The organism is Methylobacterium oryzihabitans, assembly GCF_004004555.2.
Classification (GTDB): Bacteria; Pseudomonadota; Alphaproteobacteria; order Rhizobiales; family Beijerinckiaceae; genus Methylobacterium; species Methylobacterium oryzihabitans.
Genome location: NZ_SACP01000010.1, coordinates 159,683 through 173,289, shown reverse-complemented (window position 1 = coordinate 173,289; position 13,607 = coordinate 159,683). Strand labels below are relative to the sequence as shown.

The window sequence follows — 13,607 nt, the reverse complement described above, 5'->3', positions numbered from 1 at the left end:
GCATGGTCTACCGCCACGTCGTCGGTCCCCGCTCCTGGGTGTTCTCGGGCCTGCCCGAGCTGATGGCCAAGGCGAGCCCGCCGCGCTCCGGCGACCGCCTCGCCGGCCTCGCGGCGGAATGCGCCGAGGAGACGGTGGCGGCGCGCTGGTGCCTCGCCGAGGTGCCGCTCGCCGACCTCGTCGCCCGGCCGCTGATCCCCTACGAGGACGACGACGTCACCCGGCTGATCCTCGACGGCCACGATGTCGCCGCCTTCGCGCCGATCGCCCACCTCACGGTCGGCGACTTCCGCGAGTTCCTGCTGACCGCGAGTTCCGACACCCTCGCGGCGATCGCCCCGGGGGTGACGCCGGAGATCGCCGCGGCGGTGTCGAAGATCATGCGCAACCAGGACCTGATCCTGGTCGCCCGCAAGGCCCGGGTGACGACCCGGTTCCGCAACACGATCGGGCTGCCCGGCACCCTGGCGGTGCGGCTCCAGCCCAACCACCCGAGCGACGACCCCGCCGGCATCACCGCGGCGATCCTCGACGGGCTGTCCTACGGCTGCGGCGACGCGGTGATCGGCATCAATCCGGTCTCGGATTCGGTCCAGGGCCTGACCGGCCTGCTGCACCTCCTCGACGAGCTCATCGGCCGGTTCGCGATCCCGACCCAGGGTTGCGTGCTCACCCACGTCACCACGACGCTCGAGGCGATGAACCGCGGCGTGCCGGTCGACCTCGTGTTCCAGTCGATCGCCGGGACGCAAGCCGCCAACGCCTCGTTCGGCGTCACCCTCGGGATCCTCAAGGAGGCGCACGAGGCGGCGCTCGCGCTGAAGCGCGGCAGCCTCGGCGACAACGTGATGTATTTCGAGACCGGCCAGGGCTCGGCCCTATCGGCCGACGCCCATCACGGCATCGACCAGCAGACCCTGGAGGCCCGCGCCTACGCGGTCGCCCGCGCCTTCCGGCCCCTCCTCGTCAACACCGTCGTGGGCTTCATCGGCCCGGAATACCTCTACGACGGCAAGGAGATCATCCGGGCGGGGCTGGAGGACCACTTCTGCGGCAAGCTGATGGGCGTGCCGCTCGGGGTCGACGTCTGCTACACCAACCACGCCGAGGCCGACCAGGACGACATGGACACGCTGCTGACGCTGCTCGGGGCGGCGGGCGTGACCTACGTCATGGGGGTGCCGGGGGCCGACGACGTGATGCTGAACTACCAGTCGACCTCGTTCCACGACCAGCTCTACCTGCGCGAGGTGCTGGGCCTGAAGCGGGCGCCGGAATTCGCCGCGTGGCTGGAGCAGGTCGGGCTGGCCGACGCCGCCGGCACCCTGCTGCCCGGGGGCGCGACGCCTCTGCTCGCGGCGGCTCCGGCGGCGCGGAGCGCGGCATGAGCGGCGAGGATGCCGAGGCGATCTGGCGCCGGCTCGCCGCCCTCACCCCGGCCCGGATCGCGCTGGGGCGGGTCGGGGCCGGCCTGCCGACCCAGGAGGTGCTGCGCTTCGGCCTCGCCCACGCCCAGGCCCGCGACGCGGTCCACACCGAACTCGACGTCGACGCGGTGCGCGGCGGGATCGAGGGTCTCGGCCTGTCGACCGTGACGGTCGCCTCCGCCGCCCCGGACCGGACGACCTACCTGCGCCGGCCCGACCTCGGCCGGCGGCTCGATCCCGACGCCGCCGCGGCGCTGGCGCGGGCGGCCGACGGTCCGGTCGACCTCGCGATCGTGGTGGCCGACGGCCTCTCGGCCCGCGCCGTGCACGAGAACGCGGTGCCGCTGCTCGCCGCCCTGCTGCCGGCGGTGCGCGGCTCGGGGTGGAGCCTCGGCCCGGTGGCGGTCGCCCGGCAGGCCCGGGTGGCGCTCGGCGACGCCGTCGGCGCGGCGCTGCGGGCGCGGGCGGTGGCGGTGCTGATCGGCGAGCGCCCGGGCCTGTCCTCCCCCGACAGCCTCGGCCTTTACCTCACCTTCGGGCCGCGCCCCGGCCGCAGCGACGCCGAGCGCAACTGCCTCTCGAACGTCCGCGCCGCCGGACTGACGCTCGACCTCGCCGCGTTCAAGCTGCACTGGCTGATCGGGCAGGCGCTGACCCGCGGACTGACCGGGGTCGGATTGAAGGACGAGAGCGACCGGGCGCTGGAGGGGCCGATGGTGGGAGCGGCTCTGGGGGCGCCGGACCGATCATCCTGAGCGAACCGTTCCGTTCCCACTATCCCTTGCCGGGCCACCGACAGCGCCATCGGGTGAAACCCGATTGTCGATCCGGCGGGCGCGGTGCGCTCTGCGCCCGAAGAGCGCCCCGCGCAGCGGGTCCGGGAGGACGAATGTCCTCTCGGACGCAGAGCGGAGCGAAGGCCAAAGTCACGGCGACACGACGTGTCGCGCGTGACTGCCGGCGCTTGAGGCCAAGCAACAAACCCAGGGCCATCGGGTGAACCCGATTGCCCTGAGGCCACCGAAGCGTCGGCGCGAGGAGATCCGGGAAAGGAACGAGAATGGATCGTCCAAGAACCGGATCACTCCTCCCGGAGCGGCACGATCGGCTCGTCCTTGACCTGATCGAGCGCCAGCGCGGTGCGGACGCTGCGCACGTTTGGCAGCCCGGTGAGGTCGGCGACGAGGCGCTGGAACGCCGCGAGGTTCGGCGCGACGCACTTGAGCAGGAAGTCGGTCTCGCCCGACAGGGTCCAGCATTCCCGTACCGGCGGCCAGCGCCGCATCTCGTCGGCGAAGGCGGCGAGTTCGGGCTGGCCCTGGGTCGCGAGCTGCACCATCGCGAAGCACACCACCTCGTGGCCGAGCGCCTTCGGGTCGAGCAGCGCCCGGTAGCCGCGGATGATCCCGGCCTCTTCCAGCGCCCGGACCCGGCGCAGGCAGGGCGGTGCCGACAGCCCGACGCGGCGGGCCAGCGCGACGTTGGTGATGTTGCCGTCGGCCTGCAACTCCCGGAGGATCGCCCAGTCGATGGCGTCGAGGCGGGCGGGCACGGCGGGGCGGCATCCTCGGCGAAGGGGGGATCCGGGTCCCTACAGGCGGGCCGGCCCGGAGACAAGGCGGCTTGACGGATCGCCGCGGCGGCGGCACGGCCCGGGGCGTGAGCGAGCCCCTCCCCCTCCTGCCGCCGGACACCGCCGCCTGGACCCTCGCGACCGGGCGCCGCTCGCGCCGCCCTGGCCCGACCTCGCCATCGCCACCGGGCGCCGCGCCGTGCCGTACCTGCGGGCGCTCAAGCGCCGCTCCGGCGGGCGCTGCTTCACGGTGTTCCTCAAGGACCCGCGGATCGGCGCGGGAATCGCCGACCTCCTGTGGGTGCCCGCCCACGACCGGCTGCGCGGCGAGAACGTCGTCGCCACCCTGACGCCGCCGCACGGCATCACCCCGGACCGCCTCGCCGCCGCCCGCGCCCGGCCCGACCCGCGCCTCGCCGCGCTGGCCCCTCCCCGGGCCGCGGTGCTGGTCGGCGGCGACAGCCGGCACGGCGCCTTCGCGGCCGCGGAGCAGGACCGGCTGCTCGCCGGGCTCGACCGGCTCGCCGGCGAGGCGCGCCTGATGATCACCGCCTCCCGCCGCACCCCGGGGCGGCTGCGTGCGGCGCTCGCCGGCCTAGCGGCGCGGCACGGCGGCTTCTTCTGGGACGGCTCAGGCGACAACCCCTATCTCGGCATGCTGGCCCTCGCCGACGCGGTCGTGGTGACCTCTGATTCCGCCAACATGGTCGGCGAGGCGGTGGCGGCCGGCGCGCCCGTCCTTCTGTTCGAGGTGCCGGGTACCTACATCCGCCTGCGCCCGTTCTTCGCCGCATTGCGGCGGCACGGAGCTGTGCATGCGTTCCCGGGGCGGCTTGAAGCCTTGCCCCACAAGCCCTTAGACTGCACTCCCGCAATCGCTCAGGCTGTCGCCACGGCGTATCGCCGCCACCGCGACGCGATTGCCCGTCCGGATCGCCGCTGACGCGGCCGGTTCGCGGCGGCAGCCCCGGAGATTCCGATGCCCACCACGTCCCAGGCTCCCGTCCACGAGCGGCTCATCATCGTCGGTTCCGGCCCCGCCGGATACACCGCCGCGATCTACGCCGCCCGCGCCATGGTCGAGCCGCTGCTGATCTCGGGCTTCCAGCCCGGCGGCCAGCTCATGATCACCACCGACGTCGAGAACTATCCCGGCTTCGCCGAGGCGATCCAGGGGCCCTGGCTGATGGAGCAGATGCGGCTCCAGGCCGAGCACGTCGGCACCCGCATCGTGTCCGAGTACATCGCCAAGGTCGACCTGAAGCAGCGGCCGTTCCGGCTCGAGGCCGATTCCGGCGCCGTCTGGACCTGCGACGCCCTCATCATCGCGACCGGCGCCCAGGCGAAGTGGCTCGGCCTGCCGTCCGAGGCCGCGTTCCAGGGCTTCGGCGTCTCGGCCTGCGCCACCTGCGATGGATTCTTCTTCCGCGGCAAGGAGGTCGTGGTGGTCGGCGGCGGCAACACCGCGGTCGAGGAGGCGCTCTACCTCGCCAACCTCGCGTCGAAGGTCACCGTCGTCCACCGCCGCGACGGCTTCCGGGCCGAGCGCATCCTGCAGGAGCGGCTGTTCCGGCACCCGAACGTCGAGGTGGTGTGGAACCACGCCGTCGAGGAGATCTGCGGCACGAAGACCCCGGCCCCGTCGGTGACGCATCTGCGCCTGCGCGACGTGCGCACCGGCGCGATCACCGAGCGCCGGACCGACGGCGTGTTCATCGCCATCGGCCACCAGCCGGCGACGGGCGTGTTCGAGGGGCAACTGCCCCTGCGCTCCGGCGGCTACCTGTCGGTGGCGCCGGGCACCGCCCAGACCGAGATCCCGGGCGTGTTCGCCGCCGGCGACGTCACCGACGACGTCTACCGGCAGGCGATCACCGCCGCCGGGATGGGCTGCATGGCCGCCCTGGAGGCCGAGAAGTATCTGGCGAACCTCGCGATCGGCGAGTCGCCGCGACAAGCCGCGGCCGAATAGGCCGGGGGGCGGGAGCGGCCGGGTTCGGCGGGGCCGCGGCTCCGTCGTCCCGGGCACGATGGTGCGAGCGTACGCGAGCGGTTCCGGCCCCGACCCCGCCGGCCGGACCTCTGGCGCGGGGATGACGGCCGTGGACTGGGACAAGATCCGGATCTTCCTGAACGTCGCCGAGGCGGGCAGCTTCACCAAGGCGGGCGACGACATCGGGCTGAGCCAGTCGGCGGTCAGCCGTCAGATCAGCGCCCTGGAACGGGAGCTGAAGGCGCCGCTCTTCCACCGCCACGCCCGTGGCCTGATCCTCACCGAGCAGGGCGACCTGCTGTTCCGGGCCGCCCGGGACATGAAGATGCGGCTCGAGACCACCCGGGCCCGGCTGGTCGAGACGAGCGAGCGCCCGTCCGGCGACCTCAAGGTGACGACGACGGTCGGCCTCGGCACCGCCTGGCTCGCCCAGCGTGTGTCGGAGTTCCTCGACCTGCATCCGGACGTGCGGGTCGAACTGATCCTGACCAACGAGGAACTCGACCTCGCGATGCGCGAGGCCGACGTGGCGATCCGCCTGCGCCGCCCGGCCCAGCCCGACCTGATCCAGCGCCGGCTGTTCACGGTACATTACCACGTCTTTGCCTCGGGCGAGTACATCAAGCGATTCGGCGAGCCGAAGTCGATCGACGACCTCGACAACCACCGGCTGGTCTCGTTCGGCGGCGACCAGCCGTCCTACCTGATGGCGACGCATTGGCTCTCGACGGTCGGGCGCGACGGGCGCGAGCCGCGGGCGATCCACTTCACGGTCAACAACATCTCGGCGCTGCAGGTCGCGGTCGAGACCGGCGCCGGCATCGGCATCCTGCCCGACTACGTCGCCGACGGGAACGCCGAGCTGGTCCAGGTGCTGCGCGACGCCGAGATGCCGAACCTCGAGAGCTATCTCGTCTACGCCGAGGAGATGCGCACGGTGGCCCGGGTCCAGGCGTTCCGCGACTTCCTGGTCGCCAAGGCCCAGCGCTGGACCTACTGAAGAACCGGACCCGGCCCCGGCATTTTTGACGCGGGGGCTTTGAACCGGCGCGCGACAGGCATTACAGCAGCAGGCGACGACACGGTCCGCCCCGCGGAACGGCGCCCGACGACGCGGCCGGGAGCGCGCACGCGCCGCCGGCGTTCTCCTCCCGATCCGACACGCCGCGCACACTGCGCGGGCCCCCCTCAAGGAAGGCAAGACGAGTACGATGGCCGGCTTCAAGGACCAGCACTTCAACGATCGGCAGAGTGCGTCGGCGAACGCGAAGAAGGCTTTGCTGGACAAGTTCCGCACGCGCCCGGCATCCGACGATCCGGCGGTGCAGGCCCGCAAGGCCGAGCGGCAGCGGATCGCCGAGGCGCGGGCGCAGCGGACCGCGGAGCGCGAGGCGCAGCGCGAGGCCGAGGCCGCCGCCGCCGAGGCCGCCGCCGCCGAGGCCCGCGCTCAGGCCGAGAAGGAGGCCGCGGAAGCCGCCGAGCGCGAGGCAGCCTCGGAGGCCGAGCGCAAGGCGGCCCGCGACGCCCGCTACGCCGCCCGCAAGGCGCGCAAGCGCTGACGCTCCGCGCGGCGCCCGCGACCGGCGGGCGTCCGCCAGGGTGAACGAAGCCTCGCAGGGCCGGTGAGAATCGTCGCGAACCCGGCGAGCCGGCATTCGCGACGGCGGACGAAAGGTCCGGGGCCCGGGCCCGGGACTGGGGACGAGGTGGCTCCGGCAAGGTCTTCGCTAGAGGGCGGCGGTGCAGGGTCGCGGGGATCGATGCGGTTCATCCCGAACCGCCCTGCCCCAGCGGATGTCCGATGACCGTGATCCTCGTCCTTGCCTGCGCCAACCTCGTGCTCGCCTCTCTCTTCGCCGTGGTCTCGGTCGCGGTCGATTGAGGCCGCGACCCGGCGAGGCGTCCGCCTCGCCGCTCACGCCTCCGGATTGGTCCGGGCGGAGAAGCGGTCGCGGGCGGTGATCCGGTCGGAGGGCAGGTCGAGGAGCGGGCGGCGAAAAACCTGCTCGCTGAGGAAGCTGCGCTCGATCTCGATGCGCTCCTCGTCGAGGTCGACGTACCAGCACCGCCGCCGCCCGCTCCAGCGGTAGCGCCGGGCCTTGAGCAGGTCCTTGGTCTCGATCGGCGAGCCCTGCGCCCACAGGCGCACGGTCGGCCGGCGCGCGGTCTCCAGCAGGCACGCGAGGGCGAGCCGCCCGGACGCCCTCAGCGGCAGCGACAGCAGCCGCAGCAGCGCGTGGCAATCGTCGATGGCGCGGTGGCCGTGGTGGAAGTAGCCGTGGTCGATCAGCAGGTAGCCGAGCTTGAGGCCCTCGTGGCCCTCGTCGCGCCACGGCACCTGATGGCACGAGCACGCCCAGTTCCGGTCGGCGAAGACCGGCCAGCGGCCCTCGCACATCTGCCGGTCGAAGCTCGCATTGTGGGCGATCACCACCGCGGCGTCGCGGGCGAGCGCCGCCACCGCCGCGTCGTCGATGCGCCGGCCCGCGACCTCGGCGTCGGTGATGCCGGTGAGGCGCGTGATCTCCGGCGGGATCGGCCGGCTCGGCTGGTGGAGCTGGTTGAAGCTGTCGAGGATCCGGTAGATCCGGCCGCTGGCGCCGTACTCGAACTTCAGGATGCCGAGTTCGATCACCTCGTCGCGGCCGAAATCGGTGCCGGTGGTCTCGGTGTCGACGACGAGGCCGATGAAGGTCGGCTCGTCGGGGGGCACGGCGAGGGGTTCGAGCGGCGCGAGCCGGCGGAGCACCCGGTAGTCCCCGGTCTCCTCGAGCACGGTGGCGATGCTGTCGAGCGGCGTACTCACCGGAGGCGCGTCCTGATTCGCGGTTGGCCGTCCGGTGCATCAGGCGGGCCGCACCGGTTGCAGAAGGCTTAACCGCAACCGCAGGGATTCGGCCAGCCCGATCGCCGCGGCATGGCCGCGGGGCTGTGGATGCGGCGCCCTCCGCCCTATAACCGGCCCGGACCGGGCGCCGGCCGTGCCGGTTCAACACTCGTTCATGGTCGCGCGGCACGATGGCCGCCGACCGGCTCCGGAATCAGGCTTTGCACGCGACCGCCACCGCGAGGACGACTCCGAGGACACCCGGCCGCCGCATCGCCGCGGCCCTGTCCGGCGCGATGGTGCTGGCCGGGCTCGGGGCCGCGCGGGCCGAGCCCGCCTCCGCCCCACCGGTCCCGCCGCCGCGCCCGACTTCCTTCGCGGCTCCCGCGCCGGCTGGGCCGGTGCCGGCTGGGCCGGTGCCGGCTGCACCGGTGCCGGCTGCACCGGTGCCGCTCGCGACCGCCCCGGTGCCGGCCGCCGCGGCCGGCGGCGAGCGCGCCCGGTTCCTGGCGCTGATCGCCCGGCAGGCCGGGATCGAGGGGATGCCGGCGGAGGTCGCCCAGGCCGTCGCCCACGTCGAGAGCGGCTACAATCCGGGCGTGATCGGCGGCGTCGGCGAAATCGGCCTGATGCAGGTGCGCCCCGGCACCGCCGCGATGCTCGGCTTCCGCGGCACGCCCGAGGATCTGGCGGTGCCGGAGACCAACGTGCGCTACGGCGTGCGCTACCTCGCCCAGGCGTGGCGCCTCGCCGACGGCGACCTGTGCCGGGCGCTGATGAAGTACCGTGCCGGCCACGGCTCCGAGTTCATGTCGCCGCTCTCGGTGACCTACTGCGCCCGCGCCCGCGCCTACCTGTCGGGAAGCACCCTCGTCGCCTCCCTGCCCGGAACCGGCCGGGTGCCGACCTTCGTCGCCCGGCGCGAGCCCCTCGGCGCGCTCGCCGCGCTGGCGGCGACGCGGGGCCTCAAGCGCGGCTCGCCGGATTTCCAGCGGGTGTTCTGGTCGCGGCGCGAGGCCCAGATCAGGAAGCTGCGCGAGCAGGTCCAGGCCGGCTGGCGCGCCCGCGGCTGGCGGCCGACCTGATACCAACGGTCATTGAAAATGACCTTTGGTTCTGCTCTCGAAGTTCCGCTAAGCCTCTGGCTTAGTGTCGGAAATTCGAGATGGATCAACGGCCCGATGCGTCAGCATCCCGGGCCGTTGGTATGAGGCGGAGGCTTCACGCCTCGGCAACCGCGCGTTGCGACACGGTAAACGACAACGCGCCAAGTCTCCGCTTATCGCCTTGCTAAGAGTACATAGCGATGCGTGTTGCTCCGGCTCCAAGAAGCAGGCATCTCTTGGTCGTCGGCCGATGACCGGATGATCCGGCTCAGGATATTCCGGCAGCTTTTCCGCCGAAGACTTCGGAGATCGACATGAGAATGGTCCTGCTCGCGGGCCTCGCGGCGTCGTTCGCGACGACCGGGCTCGCCCAGACCCCGGGAGAGTTCCTCGGCCGCGACCTGCGCGACCGCGGCGCCGGGATCGTCGCCACCGACCGGGCGCGCGACGACTTCGCGGTCGCGCGCGAACGGGCGGCGATGGGCAACGAGGTCGGCGCCGCGGTCGCGCAGGAGCGCGGCCTCGTCGAGCGCGACCGCGCCGACCGGGACGTGATCGCGGCGGACCGCAACCGCGAACTCTACCGCCTGACCCGCTGACCGCGCCGCAACCGAGGAAGCCTCGCGTTGGCCGATCCCCGTCTTCCGGTCCCGACCATCCGTCGCCGCCTCGCGGCCGTCGCGGGCCTTCTCGGCCTGCTCGCGCCCGTGCCGGCCGCCGCCGGCGCTCCCCCGGTCTACGGCGACGGCGCGGGCGTGTTCCTCGGCTTCCTCGACGGTCCGGCCGCCACCCGGCCGCCCCGGCTCGGCCTGTCCTTCGGCGGTGAGACCAAGCCGGTGGTGATGGATACCGGCTCGACCGGGATCGTGGTCTCGGCCGCGCGGATCCCCGGGATCGACGCGTTGCCGTCCCGGCCCGGCCGGCTGACCTACAGCAGCTCGGGCCGGATCATGATCGGCCGCTGGGTGACGGTGCCGGCGACCGTCACCGGCCGCGACGGGGCGAGCGTCACCACCCGGCCGCTGCCGGTCCTCGCCGTCGACCGCATCGCCTGCACGGCGCGCGCCCGGTCCTGCCGGCCCGCGCTCGCCCCGGCCGGGGTCGCGATGATGGGCATCGGCTTCGGGCGCGAGGCCGACAGCCAGTCGCAGAGCACCCCCGACACCAACCCGCTGCTCGGCATCGATCCGGCGGCCGGGCCGATGCGCCGCGGCTACGTCGTGACCCGCGAGGGCGTCCATGTCGGCCTGACCCGCGCCAACACCGCGGGCGATGTCCGCTTCGTCGCGCTCGATCCCTATCCCGGCATCGCCGGCGAGTGGCGCGGCGTGCCGGTCTGCATCGCCGTCGGCGACGCTCCGGCCGGGTCGTGCGGCCGGGCGCTGATGGATACCGGCGTCGGCGCGATGTACCTCACCCTGCCGCCGGCCGCCGTCGCCGGATCCCTGTCGCCCGACGACGGGGGGCGGCCGGCGCTGGCGCCCGGCACCCGGCTGACGTTCACGTTCCCGGACGACCTCGCGGGCGGCGGGCCGGCGGCGCGCTACGCCGTCACCGTCGGCGACGCGGACGCCCCGCTGGCGCCGAGCCGCATCGTGCTCGACACCACCCGGCCCGAACCGTTCGTCAACACCGGGCTGCACGTCCTCGACGGCTACGACCTGCTCTACGACGCCGACGGCGGCTTCTACGGTTTCCGTGCCCGCGACACCCGCCGGGCGGACGGGCCGTGAGATCCCCGCCGCGACCGCCCCCCGTCCCACGCTTCGAGAGACCGACCGCCATGCTGCGCCTCGCCCTGCTGAGCCTCGCCGTCCTCGCGCCCGTCGCGGCCGCGGCACAGGTGCCGGCCCTGTGCTCCGACGCCCCGAACCAGATGGAGGCCGGGGCCTGCGTCTCGGCGAAACTCGACAAGGCCAATGCCGATCTGAACCGGGTCTATGCCGCCCTCAAGGCCAGGCTCGACGCCAACGGCCAGCGCAATCTGCTGGGGGCGCAGCGGGCGTGGCTGACGTTCCGCGACCGCGAATGCGACCTGCGCACCGGCGCCGACCCGGACGATCCGACGGCGGGCGGCACGATCGGCCCGATGCTCGTCGGCGAATGCCTGACCGGGCTGACGACCGACCGCACCCGCGACCTCCAGACCCAGCTCAAGTGCCCCGGCGGCGACCTGTCCTGCCCGCAGTGAGGCCGCCGTATCCCGTTCCACCTCCAGGGAGACCCCACCGATGGTCATCGTCACCACCGAAGCCGTTCCGAACTGCCGCATCCGCGAGGTGCGCGGCCCGTGCTTCGGCGCCGTCGTGCGCAGCCGCGGCGCGATCGGCAACTTCACGGCGAACTTCCGCACGATCGTCGGCGGCGAGATTCCGGAATACAGCCAGCTCATCGAGGATGCCCGCGGGCAGGCGATCGACCGCATGGCGCAGCACGCCGCGCAGCTCGGCGCCAACGCGGTGCTGATGATGCGCTTCGACACCGCCGACACCGACCAGACCATGATGGGCGTGGTCGCCTACGGCACCGCCGCGGTGATCGAACCGGCCTGACCGCGCCCGACGCGCCCGCCGGCATCGGACGGCCCGCGCCGAGCGGATCGAGGCAGGGTCGGATCGTGGAATCGTTCGAGGACCGTCTTCCCGGCCGGCACAGGCCAGCGCCCGACGGCGCGCTCGCCCTCGTCGGGGGCCGGCTCCGGGCCGGGGCCCCGGCACACGGCGAGGACGAGCCGGCGACCTCGGTGCACCAGAACGCTGCCGTTCGCGCGGCGCGGCCCGGAAGCGCCTGCGCAGTCCTCATGCCGGTCGGATGCGGAACCAACCGCTCCGGCCGTTGTTCCGGTTGGTGTGTTCTCACCGTGCGGCAGAAGCTGCCGTTAACCGGTTCTCCCTCATCCTCGCCCGGGCGCTCCGGAGTCGGGGCACCAGGACCACGAGCCCGCCGCATGCCGAACGACCGGCTGTCCGAGCCGCCCTCCGCCGGGATTCCAGCGCCGGCCCGGATGGTCCAGCCCTTGTCCGACACGCGGCGGCGGCTCAACGCGGTGCTCGACAACGCGACGGTCGCGATCTTCCTGATGGATGAGCGCCAACGCTGCGTCTACATGAACCGCGCCGCCGAGCACCTCACCGGCTTCGCCCTCGACGAGGTGCTGGCCCGCGACTGCCCGCTGCACGACATCATCCATCACACCCATCCGGACGGGAGCCACTTCCCGATCGAGGACTGCGCCATCGATCGCGCCTTCCCGGAGAACAACCAGGAGCGCGGCGAGGCGGTCTTCGTCCACAAGGACGGGCACTTCTACCCGGTGGGGTTCACCGCGAGCCCGATCCGCGACGACGCCGCCAACATCATCGGCACGATCATCGAGGTGCGCGACGTCAGCGAGGAGAAGGCCGCCGCGGAGCGACAATCCCTGCTGATCCACGAGCTGAACCACCGGGTGAAGAACACCCTCGCGACCGTGCAGGCGATCGCCGCCCAGACCTTCCGGGGCCGCAGCGAGGAGGGCGCGCGCAGCACCTTCGAGGCCCGGCTGACCGCCCTGTCGGACGCCCACAACGTTCTGGTGCAGGACAACTGGGAGAGCGCGAGCCTGCGCGGCGTGATCGAGCGGGCGCTCGCGTCCGGCCTCGCCGGGGCCTCGCCCGACCGCATCCGGACCGAGGGCCCCGAGACGCGGCTCCATCCCAAGGTCGCCGTGACCCTCTCGATGGCCCTGCACGAACTGATGACCAACGCCGTGCGGCACGGGGCGCTGTCGGTCCCCGAGGGCCGCGTCGCCGTGACCTGGAGCCTCGGCGGCGAGGCGGCCGGAGCCGGCCACCTGTCCCTGACCTGGCGCGAGAGCGGCGGGCCGGCGGTGACGCCCCCGCAGGGGAAGGGCTTCGGCTCGCGCCTGATCGAGCGGCAATTGCCGATGGAGTTTGGCGGCACGGCGGAGATCGCCTACCGGAGCGACGGCGTCGTCTGCCGGATGGACATCCCCCTCGCCGCCCCCGGCTGGCACGGGCAGGACATCGTCGGCCGCCGGGACGGCGGCCGTTCCCCCTTCTCTGGACGATCCGGCCCATGACGGCACTGACGGGACGGCGGGTTCTACTCGTCGAGGACGAGAGCCTCGTGGCGATGCTCGCCGAGGACATGCTGCTCGACTGGGGCTGCGAGGTCGCGGTGGCGATGCGCCTCGAACAGGCCCTCGCCCTGGTGCGGGATCAGACCTTCGACCTCGCGATCCTCGATGTGAACCTCGGGACCGCCCGGAGCTACCCGGTCGCCGACGAGCTGCTGGCGCGGGCCATCCCGTTCCTGTTCGCCACCGGCTACGGCCGCCACGGGGTCGATCACGAGTACCGGGACGCCGTGGTGATCCAGAAGCCCTACCAGGGCTCGCAGATGCGGGGGGCGCTGGAGCGTCTGCTCGCCGACGCGGCGATGCCCGGACGGGCCGCCGCCCGCGAGGGCTGCCTGCACGGTGCCGGCTGAACCTCGTCGCTCGGTCTCGTCGACCGGCATCAATCCCGCCGCTTCGCCCGGTTTGTTCGCGATGTGACGGATCGCACATCGCTTTCTTTCGGTCAGGATTAAGTTGTTGGTTCGCAACGGTGCGCGAACGCACATGCAGGAAGTTCGGCCTCGACTAGCCTCCACTCATCGCCAACGCAGAACGACGCGG

General features: G+C 72.9%; 15 protein-coding genes. 13 read left to right on the top strand and 2 right to left on the bottom strand.

The features are described from left to right. Positions 1–2: 2 nt before the first annotated feature. Both EOE48_RS12310 and eutC read left to right on the top strand, forming a co-directional pair. Entirely contained in the window at positions 3–1,388 is a 1,386-nt protein-coding gene (locus EOE48_RS12310; RefSeq protein ID WP_127729350.1) for an ethanolamine ammonia-lyase subunit EutB, read from the top strand. Further along, the gene (eutC, locus tag EOE48_RS12305; protein WP_127729348.1) at positions 1,385–2,182 is read left to right on the top strand and encodes an ethanolamine ammonia-lyase subunit EutC; all 798 of its coding nucleotides are present in this window, start codon (positions 1,385–1,387) and stop codon (positions 2,180–2,182) included. Before EOE48_RS12310 ends, eutC begins: the two co-directional genes overlap by 4 nt. Positions 2,183–2,508: 326 nt before the next feature. Here eutC and EOE48_RS12300 read toward each other — a convergent pair whose 3' ends face one another. Then, positions 2,509–2,979 carry an Lrp/AsnC family transcriptional regulator gene (locus tag EOE48_RS12300; protein ID WP_127729346.1) on the bottom strand — a complete coding sequence of 157 codons (471 nt, stop codon included), beginning with the start codon at positions 2,977–2,979 and terminating at the stop codon, positions 2,509–2,511. Here EOE48_RS12300 and EOE48_RS12295 point away from each other — a divergent pair. The 4 genes from EOE48_RS12295 to EOE48_RS12280 all read left to right on the top strand — a co-directional run bounded on the left by EOE48_RS12295 (position 2,915) and on the right by EOE48_RS12280 (position 6,552). Further along, complete coding sequence (locus EOE48_RS12295) at positions 2,915–3,943, top strand: mitochondrial fission ELM1 family protein (protein WP_127729344.1); 1,029 nt, start codon at positions 2,915–2,917, stop codon at positions 3,941–3,943. The two genes, EOE48_RS12300 and EOE48_RS12295, sit on opposite strands and share 65 nt — an antisense overlap. Positions 3,944–3,979: 36 nt before the next feature. Further along, entirely contained in the window at positions 3,980–4,972 is a 993-nt protein-coding gene (trxB, locus tag EOE48_RS12290; protein WP_127729342.1) for a thioredoxin-disulfide reductase, read from the top strand. A gap of 130 nt (positions 4,973–5,102) precedes the next feature. Beyond that, positions 5,103–5,993 carry a LysR family transcriptional regulator gene (locus EOE48_RS12285; RefSeq protein ID WP_127729340.1) on the top strand — a complete coding sequence of 297 codons (891 nt, stop codon included), beginning with the start codon at positions 5,103–5,105 and terminating at the stop codon, positions 5,991–5,993. A gap of 211 nt (positions 5,994–6,204) precedes the next feature. After that, positions 6,205–6,552 carry a DUF6481 family protein gene (locus EOE48_RS12280; RefSeq protein ID WP_127729338.1) on the top strand — a complete coding sequence of 116 codons (348 nt, stop codon included), beginning with the start codon at positions 6,205–6,207 and terminating at the stop codon, positions 6,550–6,552. A gap of 356 nt (positions 6,553–6,908) precedes the next feature. Here EOE48_RS12280 and EOE48_RS12275 read toward each other — a convergent pair whose 3' ends face one another. Continuing rightward, on the bottom strand, positions 6,909–7,799 hold the full coding sequence (locus EOE48_RS12275) for a 3'-5' exonuclease (RefSeq protein WP_127729336.1): 891 nt from the start codon (positions 7,797–7,799) through the stop codon (positions 6,909–6,911). Between the two features lie 242 nt (positions 7,800–8,041). Between EOE48_RS12275 and EOE48_RS12270 the strand changes: the two genes are divergently transcribed. From EOE48_RS12270 to EOE48_RS12240, 7 genes are all read left to right on the top strand, one after another. Beyond that, complete coding sequence (locus EOE48_RS12270) at positions 8,042–8,905, top strand: transglycosylase SLT domain-containing protein (RefSeq protein ID WP_246154234.1); 864 nt, start codon at positions 8,042–8,044, stop codon at positions 8,903–8,905. Between the two features lie 335 nt (positions 8,906–9,240). Further along, positions 9,241–9,525 (top strand): hypothetical protein, encoded by a 285-nt coding sequence (locus EOE48_RS12265; protein WP_127729334.1) that lies wholly within the window; start codon positions 9,241–9,243, stop codon positions 9,523–9,525. A gap of 27 nt (positions 9,526–9,552) precedes the next feature. Beyond that, positions 9,553–10,659: a hypothetical protein gene (locus EOE48_RS12260; RefSeq protein ID WP_246154231.1), complete on the top strand. Its 1,107-nt coding sequence runs from the start codon at positions 9,553–9,555 to the stop codon at positions 10,657–10,659. Positions 10,660–10,709: 50 nt separating this feature from the next. After that, positions 10,710–11,117 (top strand): lysozyme inhibitor LprI family protein, encoded by a 408-nt coding sequence (locus EOE48_RS12255; protein ID WP_127729332.1) that lies wholly within the window; start codon positions 10,710–10,712, stop codon positions 11,115–11,117. 40 nt (positions 11,118–11,157) lie between these two features. Next, the gene (locus tag EOE48_RS12250) at positions 11,158–11,478 is read left to right on the top strand and encodes a YbjQ family protein (RefSeq protein WP_127729329.1); all 321 of its coding nucleotides are present in this window, start codon (positions 11,158–11,160) and stop codon (positions 11,476–11,478) included. 395 nt (positions 11,479–11,873) lie between these two features. After that, positions 11,874–13,007, top strand: coding sequence for a sensor histidine kinase (locus tag EOE48_RS12245; protein ID WP_127729327.1), 1,134 nt, complete (start codon positions 11,874–11,876; stop codon positions 13,005–13,007). Further along, positions 13,004–13,417 (top strand): response regulator, encoded by a 414-nt coding sequence (locus EOE48_RS12240; protein ID WP_127729325.1) that lies wholly within the window; start codon positions 13,004–13,006, stop codon positions 13,415–13,417. The genes EOE48_RS12245 and EOE48_RS12240 overlap by 4 nt, the downstream gene beginning before the upstream one ends. Positions 13,418–13,607: the final 190 nt, after the last annotated feature.